Origin of the sequence: Chryseobacterium caseinilyticum (assembly GCF_014837145.1) — a bacterium.
GTDB classification, from domain to species: domain Bacteria; phylum Bacteroidota; class Bacteroidia; order Flavobacteriales; family Weeksellaceae; genus Chryseobacterium; species Chryseobacterium caseinilyticum.
This window is the reverse complement of the sequence record NZ_JACYFS010000001.1, coordinates 1,054,665-1,074,178: the sequence shown is the minus strand read 5'-3', so window position 1 is coordinate 1,074,178 and position 19,514 is coordinate 1,054,665. Positions and strand designations below refer to the sequence as shown.

Below are 19,514 nucleotides of genomic sequence, written 5' to 3'. Positions count from 1 at the left end.
AATTAAATAATAATGTATGAAGAAAATTTTACTATCGTGCCTGATCGGATTGGGATTAGGATTAAATGCTCAGTACTCTTACACTGGGAATTTTGAAACTCCTGGTTACACAACTACAATTTACAAACAGTTTGGAGGAGGTACTCAATCAACATCTGCTGCCTGTGCAGGGACTAACGGAGGGCAACTTGCTGTTAGCGCTTCTTTTCCTTCCACAGGTTTTATGATTGATCTTACTACAATAGGGCAGACTGGGAACGGTCAGAAAGTTGATGTGTCTGTAAGCTATAAAAAAGGAGCTACTATTGCAGGAACTTTAAATTTGGCGTATTTTAAGTACGATTTAGGAACTAATTCATGGAGTATCACTACCTACGGAACTCCTGTTAATCTTACTGCTGCTGCAATATCTACTTGCTCCACACTTACCGGCACTATTCCAGCCGGAGTCATCCAGCCGGGAGAAACTTATGGAATTGGTGTGTGGTTTGTAAGAAGCGGTACTACTACAGGTAATATTTTTGTTGATGATATAATTTTAAATCAGGAAAGCGTAACAACCATTCCTGCATGTACTACAATTTCCTCCCCAACTAATGGTGCTACAGTATCAGCTGGAAATCTGCAGCTAAACTGGTCTGCTACACCTACTGCAGTGAATTATAAAGTTAAAGTTGGAACTACCTCTGGTGGTTCAAATTTAGTTAATTTTACAGTTGCAGGAACGACAACAAATATTACGGTCGCACCAAATACTACATATTATGCTACGGTTACACCAACCAATTCAAATGGTGATGCAGTAGGATGTACTGAAATAAGTTTTATTACTAATAATACGGTAGCCTATTGCGGTCCTTTGACAGCTAGTGCAGCAGTATATCCTATTTCTTCTGTTTCATTAAATGGTATAACTAAAACGTCTCCTGCTGCGACAGGTTCTCCTGCTTATGAAGACAATACCACAACGCTTATCTCTGTAACACCAGGTGTTACGTATCCAATTACAATCGAAGCTACTGGTCTTGCACCAAATAGATTTGGAGCTACTGTATTTATAGACTGGAATGGTGACGGAGACTTTGCTGATGCTGGAGAATCATACTTTACAACAACAGGTAATTATATAGGGGGAACTCTTACAAGCAATGTCCTGTCAGGAGATATTGCTGTGCCTGCTGGGGTGACTGATGGCTACAAAAGAATGAGAGTTAAATATAATTTTAATTCATCTGCTACATCGTTAATATCTGCATTGTCAGATCCTTGTGGGAATTTAGGGAATGGTCAGGCTGAAGACTATACTTTAGTTGTTGGAAATGTCTTGGCTGTGAATGATATTAAAGCCAAAAATATAGAGACGGTGTTACATCCAAATCCAACTTCAGACTTTATAAATATTAAAACAGATTCAAAAATCAATGCGATATCTGTTGTAGATCTTACAGGTAAAAAAATAAATGTTAGTTTGGATAGTAATAAAGTAGATGTAAGAAGTCTTCCTGCAGGAACTTATTTAATCAATGTAGAGACTAAAGATGGTATTTCAACTGAGAAATTCATCAAAAAATAAATACTGATAAATCTTAGTACATTCAAAACGCTCCATTCGGGGCGTTTTTCTTATTTTAGGGAAATTAAAAATTTTAAATTATGATTCAGAATAAAGTAGCTTACATTACAGGCGGAACCAAAGGAATTGGTTTAGGAATTGCCGAAATCTTATTGAAAAACGGAGTTTCTGTAGCGTTTTCGGGGAGAAAAAAGGAAGATGTAGAAAAAGCAGAGGAAGATTTAAAGAAGATTTCAGAGAACGTACTGGGAATTGTGTCAGACGTCAGAAATATGGATGACGAAAATGTGGCTGTGCAATCAATCGTAGAACGGTTCGGACAACTGGATTTCGTTATTGCCAATGCCGGTCTGGGTGTTTTTAAACCTGTTGACGAATTAACTTCGGAAGAATGGAATTCTATGATTGAAACCAATCTTACCGGAGTTTTTCATACTTTAAAAGCATCAGTTCCAGAATTAAAGAAAACGGAAGGGTACTATATCACAATTGCAAGTTTAGCCGGAGCCAACTTCTTTGAAAACGGAACTGGCTACAATGCTTCAAAATTCGGTGTTGTCGGTTTTACGCAGGCTGCGATGATCGATTTAAGAAAGTACAACATCAAATCAACGGTGATTATGCCGGGTTCAGTTGCCACCAATTTCAATGGAAACGTGCCTTCAGAAAAAGATGAATGGAAAATTCAGCCTGAAGATATGGGCAATTTGGTGCTCGATGTTTTGAAAATGAATCCGAGAGTTTTGCCAAGCAAGATTGAGTTTAGGGCGTCAAAACCAAAGAGTTAAAAACTTATAATGCACTGAATAATAATTAAATAAGTATTATGCATGCATAATATATTTTTTATTTATATTTACAACACTTAACAAACAAAATTGCTTCTCTGATTTTATTGGACGCAGCAAAAAGAAAATATAGTATACTTATGAAAATATTAGTTTGTATTAGTAGTGTTCCTGATACTACTTCTAAAATTAACTTCACGGCAGACAAATCTGCATTCGACAAAAACGGAATTCAGTGGGTAATCAACCCTTTAGACGAATTCGCATTAACAAAAGCTATCAAATTACAGGAATCTCAGGGTGCAACAGTTACTGTGATGAATGTAGGTGACGCTGGAACAGAGCCGGTAATCAGAAAAGCTTTGGCAATCGGTGCAAACGACGGTGTAAGAGTAAATCTTGACCCGAAAGACAGCTATTCTACAGCAAAGGAAATTGCTTCAGTGGCTCAGAACGGTGGTTATGATTTAGTTCTTTGTGGAAAAGAATCTATCGACTATAACGGTGGTTCTGTTCCAGGAATGGTTGCTCAGTTATTGAATCAGCCTTTCGTAAATGCATCTGTTGGTTTGGATGTAAACGGTGGCGAGGCTACTGCAGTGAGAGAAATTGAAGGTGGTAAAGAAACCATTTCTGTAAAATTACCTGCTGTAATCGCTGGTCAGAAAGGATTGGTGGATGAAAAGGATTTGATTATTCCAAACATGAGAGGAATTATGTCTGCAAGAACAAAACCTTTGCAGGTAGTTGAGCCTGTTTCTTCTGAGGTAAAAGTTCAGGGAGTTTCGTACGACTCAGTTCCGCCAAGAGCAGCCGTGAAAATGGTTTCTCCGGATAATTTAGATGAACTGGTAAGACTTCTTCACGAAGAAGCGAAAGTGATCTAGTAAGATTCAAGTAAAAAGTAAAAAGATTCAAGTTGAGAGAATTTGTATTTTTTTAAAATAGAATTTAAAACGATCAGAATTTCAAATCTCAAACTTCAAATTTCAAATTTAAAAATTATGTCAGTATTCGTATACGCAGAAAATATAAACGGAGTTTACAAAAAAGCAGCTTTTGAGGCAGTTTCTTATGCTAAAGCTGTGGCTGATCAGGCGGGAAGCACCGTTACGGCAATCTCTGTAAACCCAACAGATTCTTCAGATTTATTGTATAAATATGGAGCAACAAACGTAATCAACATCAAAGACGAAGGTCTTAAAAATTTTTCAGCAAAAGCTTATGCTCAGGCAGTAAGTGAAGTGGCGGACGGAAATATTCTTGTTTTTCCTCATACTACAGATGCTTCTTCAGTAGCACCAATGTTAGCTGTGATGAAAGATTTCTCTTTAATAACCAATGTTTTGGAAGCACCGGAAAGCCAGTCTCCGTTTCAGGTAAAAAGAAAAGCATTTTCAGGAAAAGGTTTCATGCATGCTAAAGCTGAAGGAGCTGGAGTAATTCTTACAGTTTCTCAAAATGCTTTCGGTGTAAAAGAAAGCGCTGTTTCTGGTTCTGAAGAAGTGAAAAATCTTTCAGTAGCTAATGAAGATACTAAAGTAATTTCTCACGAACAGAGTTCAGGAAAATTGGATCTTAAAGAAGCTGAAGTGGTAGTTTCTGCAGGAAGAGGAATGAAAGGTCCTGAAAACTGGGGAATGGTGGAAGATTTGGCTAACACTTTAGGTGCAGCAACAGCCTGTTCAAAACCTGTTTCAGATATCGGATGGAGACCTCACACAGAACACGTTGGACAGACAGGTAAAGCAATTTCTCCAAATTTGTATATTGCCATCGGTATTTCAGGAGCAATTCAGCATTTGGCTGGAGTAAACTCTTCTAAGACAATCGTAGTAATCAACAGTGATGCTGAAGCTCCGTTCTTCAAATCAGCTGATTACGGTGTGGTAGGAGACGCTTTCCAGATTCTTCCTGCATTGAATGAGAAAATTAAAGCAATCAAAGGATAAGAATGGGTATTGTGAATGGTCAATTCTCTTCGTTAGTCAATTTTTAAAATAAATTAATTCACTTGCGAAGCAAAATTCACTATTGACCTTTGACAAACATCAACAATATAGATAAAAGCTCGGCTTCCGGGCTTTTATTTTTGTTTAAAAAGTAAAACCTACAATAAAAAATTAATTTATATTTGTAGCCATGGATTATAAACAGCTAATCATACGCGGAATATCGTACAGCCAGACACAATCGGGGGCGTACGCATTGTTATTGGAACATGAAGAAACAAACGTTAAACTGCCCGTGGTTATCGGGAATTTCGAAGCACAATCCATTTCTTTAGGCTTAGAAAAAGACATTCATCCACCGCGCCCGCTTACCCACGATTTATTCACAAAATTTATTGTTTCTACCAATTATAAACTGATTTCTGTAATCATTTATCAGATTGTAGACGGCGTATTTTTTTCAAATATCAACTTTAGAAATTCAGAAACTGAAGAAGAATTGATTCTGGATGCCAGAACTTCTGACGCAGTTGCGATGGCTGTGAGATTTGACGCGCCCATTTTCACCACCCAACAGGTTTTAAATGAAGCTGGAATTTTACTGGAACTGGAAGAAGTAGCCAAGGAAGACGAAGCTTTCTCTGAAATTGCATCATCTGAAGACAGCCTGACTTCTATCTCAATGGAAGAGCTTCAGAAATTATTGGAAGATGCCGTAAAAGAAGAAGATTTTGATACCGCACTTGAAATCCAGGAGGAAATCAAGCGAAGAAAAAAGAAAATAGATTAAGAATCTTTTACATAAATAATGAATTTAAAATTACGATTGACCGTCCTCAGCTTTCTGCAGTTTTTTGTGTGGGGAGCATGGCTAATAACGATGGCGAATTTTTGGTTCGGTACAAAACAGTGGGACGGAACCCAGTTTGGAGCGGTTTTCGGCACCATGGGTATTGCATCGATCTTTATGCCGACCATTACCGGAATTATTGCCGACCGCTGGATCAACGCAGAAAGAATTTTCTCGGCTTTACAAATCCTATACGGGATCACCCTTTTCTTCCTGCCTCACAGCGATAATCCGAACTCATTTTTTACGGTAATGCTCGTGGCCATGTGTTTTTACATGCCCACAATTGCTCTGGCAAATTCAATTTCATATACGGTTTTAAAAAACAGTAATCTGGATGTGGTAAAAGATTTTCCACCGATCAGAGTGTGGGGAACAGTAGGTTTTATCGTTGCCATGTGGATTACAAATCTTACAGGAAACAAAGCTACCGAAGGTCAGTTTTACATCGCAGGAGTAGCTGCCATTATCCTGGGAATCTATGCTTTAACGTTACCAAAATGCCCGCCACAGAGGCTTATCGATAAAGATGCACCTCTATCAGAACAATTAGGTTTAAATGCTTTTAAACTCTTCAAAAATTACAAGACAGCACTTTTCTTTCTCTTCTCAATGCTTTTGGGTGCAGCCTTACAGCTGACCAACGCTTATGGAGATGTATTTTTAAGTGAATTTTCGCACTTTCCAAAGTATGCAAATTCTTTTGTAGTACAGAGATCAACGATTATCATGTCGATTTCTCAGGTGTCTGAAACTTTATTTATTTTGGCAATTCCGTTTTTCCTGAAGAGATTTGGGATCAAGAGAGTGATGCTTTTCTCCATGTTTGCATGGGTACTGAGATTCGGATTTTTTGCCTACGGAATACCTGAAGGATACGGATTAGGATTAATCATCATGTCGTGTATTGTTTACGGAATGGCTTTCGATTTCTTTAATATTTCCGGTTCACTTTTCGTTGAAACGACTACAGATAAAAAGATCCGTTCTTCTGCACAGGGATTATTTATGATGATGACCAACGGGTTTGGGGCTGTTTTCGGAAGCTATATCGCGGGTTGGGCAATCGATAAATTTTTCACACACAGGTTTACTACCGTTACAGAATTATCTTCTTATCTGGAAACCAAACCTGATAATCCGTCTTTTCTAAATATTTTAAAGGAAAGTTTTCATTCAGCAGTAAATCCTGACGGAACCTTATCATCAGTCGTAATGATGAAAGACTGGCATAATATCTGGCTTTCTTTTGCAGCCTATGCGCTTGTTCTGGCCATTCTTTTCTGGGTTTTATTTAAACATAAACACGATCCGAAGGCGGTTGAAAATGTAAGTCATTAATGATCATCACGAATTTATACATTGCACTTTTGAATAAAAAGTGCAATTTTTTTTATTTTCGGGCAACCATTTTAAACTTTTGCTGTCTTAAGGATAGAAACTGATACATGAAGGATTTAGAAAAGAATTTTAAACTCGCCAAAAGCAGGACCGTAGAGCTCAGAAAGCACTTTACGAATTGTTTTCAGCTAAAATGCTGGCAGTAGCGAATTCTTATACAAATAACATTCATGATGCGGAAGATATTCTGTTAAATGCTTTTCTCAAATGCTTCAATAAAATCAATGATTGTAAAGAGTGGAAAAGTTTTCCTTTTTGGCTGAGGAAAATTGTGGTCAATGACTCAATAACTTTTGTCAGGAAAAACAGGAATATTCTGTATTCCGATATTGAAATTGCTGATGATTATTTTGAAGAAGATTCGGACGAGAATTTATACAATATCAATATCGAAGAGATTTTTTCTCAAATGCCGACAGGTTACCGATTGATATTCAATCTTTATGTATTTGAAGATAAAAAGCATCAGGAAATTGCTGAAATTCTGAATATTACAGAAGGAACCAGCAAAAGCCAGCTCAGCAAAGCCAAAAAATGGATTGCAGATTATTTAAAAGCAAAAGAAAATGGACAAAAACATACAGAAACAGTTAAAAACTGATTACGAAGAGCTTGAAATAAAGCCTTCCGCCAATCTTTGGGATCAGATTGAAAGTGAATTGGATACAGGGTCTGAAACTTTTCGAAAACACACATTTCACTGGTGGAAATATGCTGCTGTGATTGTTCTTTTAATTTCGGTTGGAGGATTATTTTATTTTAATACAGACAAACCATTAAATAATAACACAATTATTACTAAAAATCCTTCTGAAAATAATTTTAGACTTACAGAAGCGATAGAATCTACAATTCCAAACGAAGAAATTACGAAGAAATCTGTTTTCAACAAAGTGGATGTGATTAATGATCACAATAAATTTGTTTCTGAAAAATCGATTGAAAAAATACAGACTCAGATAAATCCAGAAATAATAGTAAAGGAATTAAAACCTATTGATACTCCTGTTTTCGCATTACAAACGCCACAAAATATCAACTCTAAAACCAATATAACTGAAAAGAAGAAAACTTCTTACACCACTGCTGATGAACTACTTTTGGGCAGAGAATTAGATAAAACCAGAGTCGAGTCAAGCAGAAGTGAACAGTTTGGTGTTGTGGATGCTTCAAAATTAAAAATCAGACGTCCGGGTTCACTGCGTATTTTCGGCGTCAAAGTTTTTGCGGATTCTGCCGCTACAGAATAATCTTTTATAAAAATATCTTAAAATAAACTGTTGACACCTAAACAGAACTATAATTGTGTCTAAAAATAAACTTTTATGAAAACAAAAATTACCTTAATTGCAACGGTTTGTCTTTCTGCTTTTGCCTTCTCTCAGAATCAGAATGTGCATACCCAAATGCATTATTACACAAAAAAAGTTGACAGCATTATCTTGGCCGAAAAATCTAATATGAATATCGAATTAGATAAAGTAAATGAAAATTTAAAAGGAAACAAAGTTGCCGTAACTGAAGAACGATTAAAACGAAGAAAAGAAATTGCCCAAAAGTATGAGCAAATCATTAACGACAAGATCGAAAACGAGAAATCTGAACTGGAAAGTGCAACGCAGGAGTTAGTTAGAAATGCAGTTTTAAATCCTGATGGAAAGTACAGATTATCTTTTGAGCCTTTTAGTGGAAAGATTCAATTCAGCGGAAAAAGAGTGTTGCTTCCCAAAGATTATCTGCATTCTGTGAAGCTTTCTGTAAGTTTTGTAGGTGTCAATTTGACTACTAAAAAAGAGCCTTTCAGATTTTACAGCAAAGATTCTGATGTTAAAAATACCGTATATAATTCTATTAATTTTTCTGTCAGATATGAAAATCAATTGGGAGGCTTCAGAAGTCCGGTATTTTATCGTGTAGGAATTGGCTCAAGAACAGATTATTTTACTCCAAAATATGGTAAAGTTTTTGCGCAGGATGATAAAAATCTTTTTGTACAGGATTTTTCGAGAGGGACGGTTAAAAGAACCAGCTTAAACAATTCTTACATCTTGGTTCCGTTAGAATTGAAATGGGTTCTTAATCCTAAATATGTAGAGCATGAAAATGTGAAATATGTGGATAACAGACAGACGCAATTCTACGTTCTAGCAGGATTATATGGCGGTGTGAAAGCCACAAGCGTTATTTATAACAAATTCTCAACTGAATATTCAAAAAGAATTGTGGAAAGGGAAACTGTGGCAAATGGTGTAAATAATTTTCTGGTCGGAGGTAAATTTGGAATTGGTTATGGTGGTGTGGGATTGTATATTCAGAAAGATTTTACCCCAACTTTTAATAATGACGCATTGCTAACAAGCAAATATGGTCTTCAGATTGGTTTGGAATTGTTGAGTGTTAATTTTTAAATTGATAAAATTTTTAAATTAATATTAAATAATTGATAATTTTAAACATCTAATTTTATTTAAACAATATCTTCATTTTGAATTATTTGATTTTAAAACATACTTACAAAAAGTATGTTTTTTTTTGTACTTTGGCATTCTGAGATTAATGATATATCTTAAAATTATTAATGAAAAATTTACAGCTTTTAGGATTGATTTTGGTGGTTGTAGGAAGCTTTCTTCCTCTCGTACACGTTCCGATCATCGGAAACTGGAACTATTGGCAGCTCGACCATTTTCTGGCAATTTTCTGCTGGATATTCTGTACCTGTGCACTTTTCGGGGTTGTAAATAACAGAGGAAAGCTCGTCAATACTTTTGCAGTTTTTCTGTTGATTCTATTTGTATTCACTCTGTTTGCCGTAAAATATCAGGCCTCCAGCTATTTCAGTTTTCTTCCTTTTAAATCCTGGACAAAAGCCTTAGCTGGAACTGTGAAACTACAGTGGGGATGGGCAGTTGAGTTTTTAGGAGCATTAATTATGCTTTTTGTGAAGAGCCAGGTAAAAAGTGAAAAGAGCCAAGTGTAAGGGATCAAAACATTAAGTTTTCAGGAAATTATTATCACTTGGTTTAGAAAAAATTAAAAATTAAAAATTAAAAAAAATATGAAATCGCCATATTTTACAATCCAAAAAACACTTAAGATAAGTGATGGCGATTGCATATGACCTTTAAAAAACAATAAAAATTTACATATGAAAGAAGTATTCATCGTTTCCGCAGTAAGAACTCCAATGGGAAGTTTTATGGGAAGCCTTTCAACAGTTCCGGCTACAAAACTGGGAGCTGCAGCAGTAAAAGGAGCATTATATAAAATTGATCTTGACCCGAAAAACGTTCAGGAAATCTACATGGGGAACGTTCTTCAGGCAGGTGAGGGTCAGGCTCCGGCAAGACAGGTTGCGTTAGGAGCTGGACTTTCAAACGAAACACCTTCTACGACAATTAACAAAGTTTGTGCTTCAGGAATGAAGGCTGTGACGATGGCTGCACAGGCTATCAAAGCGGGTGATGCGGACGTTATTGTTGCAGGTGGTATGGAAAATATGTCCATGGTTCCTCACTATTATAATGCAAGAAACGCTACAAAATTAGGTGACGTAAAAATGCAGGACGGAATGGTTCTAGACGGACTTACAGATGTTTACAACAAAGTTCACATGGGTGTTTGCGCTGAAAAATGTGCAACAGATTACAGTTTCTCAAGAGAAGATCAGGATAATTTCGCTGTCGAATCATATAAAAGATCTGCAAAAGCTTGGAGCGAAGGGAAATTCGCGGAAGAAGTTGTTCCTGTATCCATTCCTCAAAGAAAAGGAGATCCGGTAATTTTCGCTGAAGATGAAGAATATAAAGCTGTAAATTTCGACAGAATGCCTACGCTTCCAACAGTTTTCAAAAAAGAAGAAGGAACCGTTACAGCAGCCAACGCATCAACTTTAAACGACGGTGCTTCTGCATTAATTCTTGTTTCTAAAGAGAAAATGGAAGAATTAGGATTGAAACCTTTGGCAAAAATCATTTCTTACGCAGATGCCGCTATCGAGCCTGAAAACTTTACTGTCGCCCCTTCAAAAGCTTTACCAATTGCTCTTAAAAAAGCTGGTTTAGAAATTTCAGATATCGACTTTTTTGAATTCAACGAAGCGTTTTCTGTTGTTGGTTTGGCAAATAGCAAAATCTTAGGATTAGATGCTGCAAAAGTTAACGTGAATGGCGGGGCAGTTGCTTTGGGCCATCCACTTGGAAGTTCAGGTTCAAGAATTATCGTTACTTTGATAAACGTTTTAAAGCAAAACAACGGTAAATACGGTGCTGCAGCAATCTGTAACGGTGGTGGCGGTGCTTCTGCAGTCGTTATTGAAAATATATAAGCTTGTATGAAATTTAAACTGGGAATTGTTATTTTTCTGATCGGATTTTTAATTACTGTTGTAGGTGCATGGCTGAAAATCACTCACTTCACTTTGGGGCCTTTCAACGGAAATATAGGTCTGACAATTGGTACAATCGTTCAGGTTGTAGGAATTTTAGTATTGATAGTCCAAATATTGATCAGTAGAAAAACTTAAGAATTTCAAATTAAATTCAATCATCATATAAAAACCAAAAGCATCCGTGTTTTTGGTTTTTTTATTTTTAAATGAACATTTTCTTTAATTTTTAGATCTGAAAGTTTGGGATTTTAATAAACTGATTAGTAGCACACCATCCCATTTTAGGAAAGTTTAAACCAAAATAATTTCTTGCCGTCCCAACCTGGGACAGTTTGAATCTAATTGCAGGGTTGGTTTCCCAATTTGGGAAAACGAGAACCCAATATAGTTTGAACTTTCCCAAATTGAAACAGCCTGAACTAAAATGGATGTACATATTAGATTGTTAAAAAAATCCAAATGCTCCGGCGAAGCAAAACCTTTGTGGCAAACAAGAAAAATTAACGATGCGAAGCCCTACAGGAGCGAAACCTTTATTAATGATGTCATCTCTCAATCCAGCTTAACTTTAACAAATCAATAAAATTTAGCCTTAAAAAAATAAAAACCTCCGAATGTTCAGCGGTTTTTCTATTTTTGTGCAACTAATTAGTTTGAAAATGTCTGAAACTGAAATTCAACCGACTCAAAATATAAAGAATAACCCGAAGATTATGAAAGCCTGGGCTGTCTACGACTGGGCAAACTCTGTTTATTCGCTGGTAATTACTTCTGCAATTTTTCCGATTTATTATACGATTTTAACGACTGCATACAACAAAAAAGAGTTTGTAGCAGAAGCCGGCGAGGTGCAGGAAATTCCAGTGCGTCACATGATTAAAATTTTCGGTGAAGGTTATGAACCTGAAGCGGTTTTAAGTTTTTCATACGCAATTTCGTTCTTCCTGGTTGTAATTTTATCGCCGTTTTTATCTTCATTGGCAGATACAATTGGAAATAAAAAATCTTTCCTGCAGTTTTTCTGTTATCTGGGTGCAACCTCATGTATGGGACTGGCAATGTTTACCGGTATGGATAATTTCTTTCTGGGACTGCTTTTCAGTATAACAGCAAGTGTCGGCTTCTGGGGAAGTTTGGTATTCTACAATTCATTTTTGCCGGATATTGCGACGCCGGACAAGCAGGATTCACTTTCCGCAAAAGGCTACATTTACGGTTACATCGGCTCTGTAGTATTACTGATTATCTGTTTGGTTTTAATTCAGGTGGTTGCGAAAGGGCCGGAGCAGGCTAAAATTTACATCAGAGTCAGCTTCCTACTTACAGGCGCATGGTGGTTTGGTTTTTCACAGTATACTTTCAAACATTTACCACAGTTTGGGGATGTGAAAGATAAATTACCAAAAGATCTGGTACTTTTAAATTATAAAAACATATTCAAAAGACATGAAGAACAGGGTGGATTTTTTGAGGTTTTAAAAGATAATATCAGCTTTTATAAAGACATTGCCAAAGAGAGCTTCAGAGAATTATTCAGAGTGGGAAATAAGCTTTTCTCCGACAAGGCTCTGAAGTTTTTCCTTTCAAGTTTCTTCTTCTACAGTGTTGGAATGCAGACCATTTTTCTAATGGCTGTTCCTTTCGGAAGTACGGTGATTTTCCCGAAAGAAGCAGATAAGTACAAATTAATTATCACAATTTTAGTGATTCAGATTATTGCGATTTTCGGTGCATTTTTATTTTCAAGATTATCAAAAAAGATCGGAAACAAAAATGTAATCACAATTGCAGTTATCATCTGGATTGCCTGCTGTCTTTCTGCCTATTCTTTAAACAGAGAAAATCCGAATGTGCAGCTTCAGTTCTACGGATTGGCAGGCTTAATCGGTTTGGTAATGGGCGGTCTTCAGGCAATGTCAAGATCGACTTACTCAAAACTTTTACCTGAAAATTCAATGGAAAATACAACGTATTTCAGCTTCTACGACGTATTGGAAAAATTAGCAATCATCTGCGGAATGCTTATCTTCAGTGTATTTATTCAGAAGTTTCACAATATGCAGTATGCGTTTATCTCAATGTCGGCATTTTTCGCAACAGGTGCAGTTCTGATCAGATTCTTAAAAACCAAGATATAAGCATTTTAAATGGCTTAAAATTTGTTAAATATTCGGCAGAATAGATTAACTTTGCAGAAACATTTTAACACAAAATGACGAACCCTTTATTTTACGCTAAAATTATCCTTTTCGGAGAGTACGGAATGATAGAAGATTCACAGGGTCTTGTAGTTCCTTACAGCTTTTATAAAGGGACATTGAAGTTTTCCGATTCAGATTCTGAATCGGAAAAAAAATCAAATTTTCATTTAAATAAATACGCTGATTATCTTCATAATTTAGCGCTTCCTGAGCAATTCAAACTTGATATTAACCGTTTCAAAGAAGACATTTCTAACGGACTTTTCTTTGATTCTAATATTCCTCAGGGTTACGGTGTGGGAAGCTCTGGAGCTCTTGTTGCAGCTATTTTTGAAAAATACTGTTTCACAAAACACAATCCTGACAGCATTTCTAAAGATGATCTGAAAAATATCAAAGCCGTTTTCGGTGAAATGGAAAGCTATTTCCACGGAAAAAGTTCAGGTATGGATCCTCTGATCTGCTACATGAACCTTCCAATTCTCATCGAAAATAAAGAGAATCTAGGCAAAGTTGCCATCCCTAAAGGTGAAGAAGGAAAAGGTGCAATATTTTTAATTGATTCAGGAATAACAGGCGAAACCGGACCGATGATTCAGATTTTCTTTGAAAAAATGAAGACCGAAGGTTTCCGTAAAACTTTGAAAGAAGAATTTATCAGATACAACAATGCCTGCATCGATTCTTTCCTTAAAAAAGATATGAATCCATTCTTCAGAAACCTTAAAAAGCTTTCTCACTGGGCTTACGAACATTTCCGTCCGATGATTCCGGAAAGTATTTTCAACATTTGGAAAAAAGGTCTGGATTCTAATGCCTACTATCTGAAGCTTTGCGGAAGCGGAGGCGGTGGGTACATTTTAGGCTTTACAAAAGACTACGAAAAAGCAGAAAAAATGCTTGATGGTTTCGATAAAGAAGTGATTTACAGATTCTAAAATTTTTTCAGGAATGAGTTCTGAAAAAAGTAATCCAATACCATTAAATCCTCCGGTAAAATCTTTATTTTACAGACTTTCGCAGTTTGTGGGTTTTCTTTTGGGAGCGCGTTTTTTTGTCGCCATTCTGCTCACTTTTGCACTTTACGTTTCCACATTTTTCCTTTTTAATCAGGATGAAAATTTCAGCAGTTTTGTATTCGATTTTAAAGTTCACGGTATAATTTTCTGCACAGTTCTCACCATTTTAGCAGGCGGAATTATTAACCAGTTTTACGATGTTGAGAAAGATCATGTCGTAAAGCCTTTCAGGAGCAGGATTCAGAGCTTTCTTAAACAAAAGTATTTTCTTTACATCTATCTTTTTCTTTCGATTATTTCCTTGGGAATCGCCACTTTTATTTCTTATAGAGTTTTGTTGTTTTTCATATTTTATCAGTTTGTCATGTGGTATTACAGCCATAAATTGAGCAGAATTTTAATTGTCAACAACCTCACTTTTGTAGCGTTGACACTTTATCCTTTCTTTGGAATGATGGTATATTACCAGACATTTTCCAGAAAAGTACTGCTTATGGCCATCTTTTTGTTTTTAATTCTTCTCATCATCGATATTGTGAAAGATACACTGACGCGAAAAGTGGATGATGTTTTTGGGTACATCACAATTCCAAACTTTTTCTCAAAGAAAACGACAATCACAATCATCATTTCTCTTATTGTCATCACTATGCTCGTTTCAGGTAAAATCGTTGATAAAAGTGGACTTACAGGCTTTATGGCATATTATTTTGCCGCAGGTTTGTTTGTTTTTATTACCTGCATTTTTTTACTGATCAATTCTACGAGAAGAAACAAATTTATAACCCTTAATATTTTGCGTTTTTGGGTGTTCATCGGCATTATTTCAATGTTGCTGAATGGTATTTATGGTAAAATCTGAAATTTAGTTTTATCAGCATTAATGATTTGTTTACATTTGCAAAAATCTAATCTAACTTAAATAATGTCCATTTTTAACGACACTAAAGTTGCATTTGCCGACAAAAGCGATGCGCAGTTAAGAAAAGCGTACTGGATGTTCAAAATGATTGAGCAGCCTGCACTTACAAGTCTTGGAACTTCCGTTCTTAACTTTACCGTTCACAACAATTTTCCGTTCGTAAAAAGTATTGTTAAGACGACACTTTTTGAGCAGTTCTGCGGTGGCGAAACGCGCGAGGAGAGTATGAAAGCAGTGAAACAGCTTTTCAAAAGAGGTGTTGGAAGTATTTTCGATTATTCAATTGAGGGTAAGGAAGATGAAGAAACTTTCGACTCTGTCTGTCAGGAAATTAAAGATATTATTAAATTTTCTGTAGGCAATCCGGCCATTCCTTTTATCGTTTTTAAACCAACGGCATTCGGAAGAATTGATCTGTATGAGGCTGTTGGAAATGGTTCTGAATTGACTTCAAGTCAGAAAGAAGAATGGGCGCGAGTGGTGAAAAGATTTGATGAAGTATGTAAACTCTGCCATGAGCACAGCAAAAAAGTAATGGTTGATGCCGAAGAAACCTGGATGCAGGATGCGGCAGATCATCTTTGCGAAGAGATGATGGAAAAATACAATCAGGAAAAACCAATCGTCTGGAACACGATACAGATGTACAGAACCGGCCGTCTTGAGTACATGCAGCAGCATCTTCAGCGTGCAAAAGAAAAGAACTATTTCATCGGATACAAGATCGTTCGCGGTGCTTATATGGAAAAAGAAAGGGCGAGAGCAACCGAAAAAGGGTATGCCGATCCAATCCAGCCAACGAAAGAAGCTTCGGATAAAAATTATAACGCGGGAATCGATTTTGTAATGCAGAATTTAGATAAAGTTTCCGCATTTTTTGGCACCCACAATGAGGTTTCTTCTGAACTGGTGATGGATAAAATGAAAGCAGCGGGTCTGCCAAACAACCACCCTAATATCTATTTCGGACAACTTTACGGCATGAGCGATAACATTACATTCTACCTGTCAGCTAAAGGTTATAATGCTGCAAAATACCTTCCTTACGGACCTGTGAAAGATGTTGTTCCGTATCTTACCAGAAGAGCGAGAGAGAATACTTCTGTTGCCGGACAAACCGGTAGAGAGTTGGGTTTAATTAAAAAAGAACTCGACAGAAGAAACAAATAGTTTTCTACTAAATATATAAAGCTCGGTCATCATGGCTGAGCTTTTTTCATTTCTATACAATTGAGTAAAATTATATTTTAAGGCTCAAAACTTTCAAATTTTCCGTTTTCGTAGAACAGAACTATACGTTTTATCTTATTGGATTGGTTTTCAATAACTTGACTCACAATTTCTTTGGTAGATTTCTCTAATCGCTGAGAATCGGAAATTTTTTCGTTGGCTTTACTCCCGTAAGTTTTAAACGATTCTGAAGGGCTTTCCTGTGGAGACGTTTTTTCAATTATTTCTTCTTCCTCAATTTCTTCCTCTTCCTCATCAGTAATTAATGTAAAAAGATCTGGGAGTGAAGTAGGCTTTGTTTTCTCTTCAACAATCTCTTCCTCACTTGGGAGTTCAGATTTTAGCATTTCACCATCACCATTAACCAGCCAATCCCACAAGATTTCAGGAAACCTTGATTTTATTTTAATGATAAATTCTAAAGAAGGTTTATTCCTACCTGATGTCACATGAGAAATTGATGAACGCTGCACATCAACTTCATCAGCAAATTCTGACGGAGTAAAACCGGAATATTCTATAACTCTCGAAATTCTTTCATTTAAACTCATAAAACATGTGTAAAATTACCTATTACAAATGTAAATAATTAGTTTACATCAAACAAATACAAATGTAAACAAGTATAATACAGATGATATACAAAAGTAAATATGTTAAATTGTTAATTTACAGTAAATTACATATTGCAAAATATTTTACATAGATACATTCCAATATTAATCCACATAAATTTGGCAGGTTAATGATCTTAAAGTAACAGATGAAGTAAATTATTTAAATGAAAATTCTCAGACCTTTCAACGGGTGTATTTGTTCTGTATTCGCTATAAACTACTTCTATCACTGGTTTTTTCGTCCGTCAACTCATCGTAGAGTAGGAGACGGGCTGAAACGTCCTTAAAATGCTTTTAAAACGTTTCTAATTACATTAATAAAGACTTAATTGATCCGTATCCACTTTCTGTAAGGAGTTTTAACATATGTTAAGCTTTACACAGTCTACATTATCTTGTAATTCCACCAATTATTTTAGCTAGATTATTTCAAGCATTATTTTCTGATGATTTTAAAAGTTATAAACAATATTTTCAGTAGTTTACTTCTGTAACAAAAAGAATCTTTAGTTGGTAATCCACAATATACATGTTTAGGTTTTTTACGCTCTAATGTGCATTTTGTGGATATTTCATACTTAAAGTAAATGATAATTAAAGCTTCAATTAGATTTTATAAATATTTGATTCACATATAATTACACTTATTTAATTAAATTATTCTTAATTAACAATTTTATCCACAGACAATCTGACAATTTACATTGTTTAACTATGTAACAAATGTAAATTTTAAAATTAACTTAAATTGTAGTATTTTTGAACGATGTAAATTGTTATTAGAATGAAATTCGAAGATTGTTACAAACCTAAACCTGACTTCCCTAACCGCTATATTTCTCCTCAAAAATTATTTTCCTTCCTGCAGAGCAGCTACAGCGATTTGATTACAGAGATTGGAAGATCGTTTTATAATCAACCAATTTACTGTCTGACTATCGGAACTGGTTCTGTAAAAGTTATTGCCTGGTCTCAGATGCACGGAAACGAGTCTAATGCCACCCACGCAATGATCGATTTGCTTTACAGCCTCGAAAATGAGGATGATCTGAAGAATAATCTTATGAGCCAGATTACGCTTGATTTTATTTTTATGCTGAATCCTGACGGATCTGATAAATGGATCCGCCTTAATGCCCAGGAGCTCGATCTCAACCGGGATTTCCACGCCAATCAGACGGCGGAACTGAAGTTTCTGAAAAAAAAGATTGAAGCAGGGAATTATGACTACGCGCTCAATCTTCATGAGCAACGTACGATTTTTACAACCGACGGCATACATCCCGCTACGCTGTCATTTCTCTCACCGTCAGAAGACGCAGACAGGAAAATTACAGAGAACAGGAAAAAATGCATGGCTGTTATCGCTGAAGTCAACAGTGAACTGCAAAAGCTGATTCCTAATCATATTGGTCGGTATTCTGACGAGTTTTATCCTACGTCCACCGGCGATAATTTCATAAAAGCAGGTTTGCCTACGATACTTTTTGAAGGCGGACATTTTCAGGATGACTATCTGAGAAAAGAGACAAGAAAGTATTACACAATCGCTCTGTATTACGCCTTAAATTCAATAGCAAAACTGAAAGGTGGAACTGAAGGTTGGGAAACTTATTTTAATATTCCTGAAAATAAAGAAACGCATTATGACATTATTTACAGAAATGTAAAGCTGAATACTGATCACGACTGCATTTTGGATATTGCAGTTCAGTACAGGGAACTTTACGAAGAGGGAAGCGAAGAAATCACATTTGTACCTTATGTTATTGCAGTAGGTGATGTGAAAAATAAAAAGGGTTGGAAAGAAATCGACTGTAGAGGGAAAAAGTTTATTTCAGAAACCAAATACCCGAAACTGGATGAGACTGTAAAATTTTCATTTGAATAAAAAATAAAAAAGGGTTTTTCAGAACAGAAGCTTTTCAAATAACAATTTTAAAATAAATTTATGATATTACATTTTTCACAACCAATCATTTTAATCTTATTGTTTTGTTTTATTGTTTGTTATAAATATTTATTTAGAAAAAATGTGTTGATTAATGTAATATTAGATTTTTTAACAGGAACAATTCTTCTTCACTTATCAACAGACTATTTTGAAAATCAAATTTTTCATTTAAATGAACATGGACGTGGGCATGGGGGGATAATGTACTATTTAATTAATTTTGTTTTATTTGCGATATTATATACAATATCAACAATTATTTTCTATTCGAAAAGAAATAAACTTGTCAGCATTCTTGTTCCTATAATGATATATGTATTTTATATAATTGATATTTGTTTATTTGAAGACTACTCTAAACTAGATAAAAAAATTACTCTATTTTCTATTTTCATAGCTTTTTTTCCAATTTACATTTATAACTATTTTAAGATATTTAATAAGTACAATTATTTATCAAGAAAGGAGGAATAAAACTAAAGTTAGAGCAAATATTTATATGAAATAAATAAAGGCGATTGTCAATATCTTGATAATAACAGATGTAACGAACCTTCCACAGAGCTGTACTGTCAAAATTATTCAAATTAGTTTTTACGTATTTATTTAAAAATTTA

General features: G+C 35.4%; 18 protein-coding genes. 17 read left to right on the top strand and 1 reads right to left on the bottom strand.

Annotation, left to right across the window (positions count from 1 at the left end; translation table 11 throughout):
* Positions 1-16 precede the first annotated feature (16 nt).
* From IC610_RS05155 to IC610_RS05080, 16 genes are all read left to right on the top strand, one after another.
* Entirely contained in the window at positions 17-1,573 is a 1,557-nt protein-coding gene (locus IC610_RS05155) for a GEVED domain-containing protein (RefSeq protein ID WP_191735528.1), read from the top strand.
* An 80-nt stretch (positions 1,574-1,653) separates the two neighbouring features.
* The gene (locus IC610_RS05150; RefSeq protein ID WP_191735527.1) at positions 1,654-2,361 is read left to right on the top strand and encodes an SDR family oxidoreductase; all 708 of its coding nucleotides are present in this window, start codon (positions 1,654-1,656) and stop codon (positions 2,359-2,361) included.
* A gap of 140 nt (positions 2,362-2,501) precedes the next feature.
* Positions 2,502-3,248 carry an electron transfer flavoprotein subunit beta/FixA family protein gene (locus tag IC610_RS05145; RefSeq protein ID WP_056080500.1) on the top strand — a complete coding sequence of 249 codons (747 nt, stop codon included), beginning with the start codon at positions 2,502-2,504 and terminating at the stop codon, positions 3,246-3,248.
* 117 nt (positions 3,249-3,365) lie between these two features.
* The gene (locus IC610_RS05140; RefSeq protein ID WP_191735526.1) at positions 3,366-4,313 is read left to right on the top strand and encodes an electron transfer flavoprotein subunit alpha/FixB family protein; all 948 of its coding nucleotides are present in this window, start codon (positions 3,366-3,368) and stop codon (positions 4,311-4,313) included.
* Positions 4,314-4,503: 190 nt separating this feature from the next.
* On the top strand, positions 4,504-5,103 hold the full coding sequence (locus tag IC610_RS05135; protein WP_191735525.1) for a bifunctional nuclease family protein: 600 nt from the start codon (positions 4,504-4,506) through the stop codon (positions 5,101-5,103).
* Positions 5,104-5,121: 18 nt separating this feature from the next.
* Complete coding sequence (locus IC610_RS05130) at positions 5,122-6,504, top strand: nucleoside permease (RefSeq protein WP_191735524.1); 1,383 nt, start codon at positions 5,122-5,124, stop codon at positions 6,502-6,504.
* 178 nt (positions 6,505-6,682) lie between these two features.
* A complete protein-coding gene (locus IC610_RS05125; protein WP_228462851.1) occupies positions 6,683-7,165 on the top strand; it encodes an RNA polymerase sigma factor in 483 nt (160 codons plus the stop codon).
* Positions 7,131-7,814, top strand: a complete 684-nt coding sequence (locus IC610_RS05120) for a hypothetical protein (protein ID WP_191735523.1) — start codon at positions 7,131-7,133, stop codon at positions 7,812-7,814. Before IC610_RS05125 ends, IC610_RS05120 begins: the two co-directional genes overlap by 35 nt.
* Positions 7,815-7,889: 75 nt before the next feature.
* Positions 7,890-8,972, top strand: coding sequence for a hypothetical protein (locus tag IC610_RS05115; protein ID WP_191735522.1), 1,083 nt, complete (start codon positions 7,890-7,892; stop codon positions 8,970-8,972).
* Between the two features lie 170 nt (positions 8,973-9,142).
* The gene (locus IC610_RS05110; protein ID WP_191735521.1) at positions 9,143-9,544 is read left to right on the top strand and encodes a hypothetical protein; all 402 of its coding nucleotides are present in this window, start codon (positions 9,143-9,145) and stop codon (positions 9,542-9,544) included.
* Between the two features lie 168 nt (positions 9,545-9,712).
* Positions 9,713-10,891, top strand: a complete 1,179-nt coding sequence (locus IC610_RS05105; RefSeq protein WP_191735520.1) for an acetyl-CoA C-acyltransferase — start codon at positions 9,713-9,715, stop codon at positions 10,889-10,891.
* Between the two features lie 6 nt (positions 10,892-10,897).
* Complete coding sequence (locus tag IC610_RS05100) at positions 10,898-11,089, top strand: hypothetical protein (protein ID WP_191735519.1); 192 nt, start codon at positions 10,898-10,900, stop codon at positions 11,087-11,089.
* A gap of 524 nt (positions 11,090-11,613) precedes the next feature.
* Positions 11,614-13,092, top strand: a complete 1,479-nt coding sequence (locus tag IC610_RS05095) for an MFS transporter (protein ID WP_191735518.1) — start codon at positions 11,614-11,616, stop codon at positions 13,090-13,092.
* Between the two features lie 74 nt (positions 13,093-13,166).
* Positions 13,167-14,093 (top strand): mevalonate kinase family protein, encoded by a 927-nt coding sequence (locus IC610_RS05090; protein ID WP_191735517.1) that lies wholly within the window; start codon positions 13,167-13,169, stop codon positions 14,091-14,093.
* A 13-nt stretch (positions 14,094-14,106) separates the two neighbouring features.
* Positions 14,107-15,036, top strand: a complete 930-nt coding sequence (locus IC610_RS05085) for a UbiA family prenyltransferase (protein WP_191735516.1) — start codon at positions 14,107-14,109, stop codon at positions 15,034-15,036.
* A 63-nt stretch (positions 15,037-15,099) separates the two neighbouring features.
* Complete coding sequence (locus IC610_RS05080; RefSeq protein ID WP_191735515.1) at positions 15,100-16,266, top strand: proline dehydrogenase family protein; 1,167 nt, start codon at positions 15,100-15,102, stop codon at positions 16,264-16,266.
* A 77-nt stretch (positions 16,267-16,343) separates the two neighbouring features.
* Here IC610_RS05080 and IC610_RS05075 read toward each other — a convergent pair whose 3' ends face one another.
* A complete protein-coding gene (locus tag IC610_RS05075) occupies positions 16,344-16,877 on the bottom strand; it encodes a helix-turn-helix domain-containing protein (protein ID WP_191735514.1) in 534 nt (177 codons plus the stop codon).
* An 850-nt stretch (positions 16,878-17,727) separates the two neighbouring features.
* Here IC610_RS05075 and IC610_RS05070 point away from each other — a divergent pair.
* Positions 17,728-18,834 (top strand): M14 family zinc carboxypeptidase, encoded by a 1,107-nt coding sequence (locus IC610_RS05070; RefSeq protein ID WP_191735513.1) that lies wholly within the window; start codon positions 17,728-17,730, stop codon positions 18,832-18,834.
* The last annotated feature ends 680 nt before the right edge of the window (positions 18,835-19,514 follow it).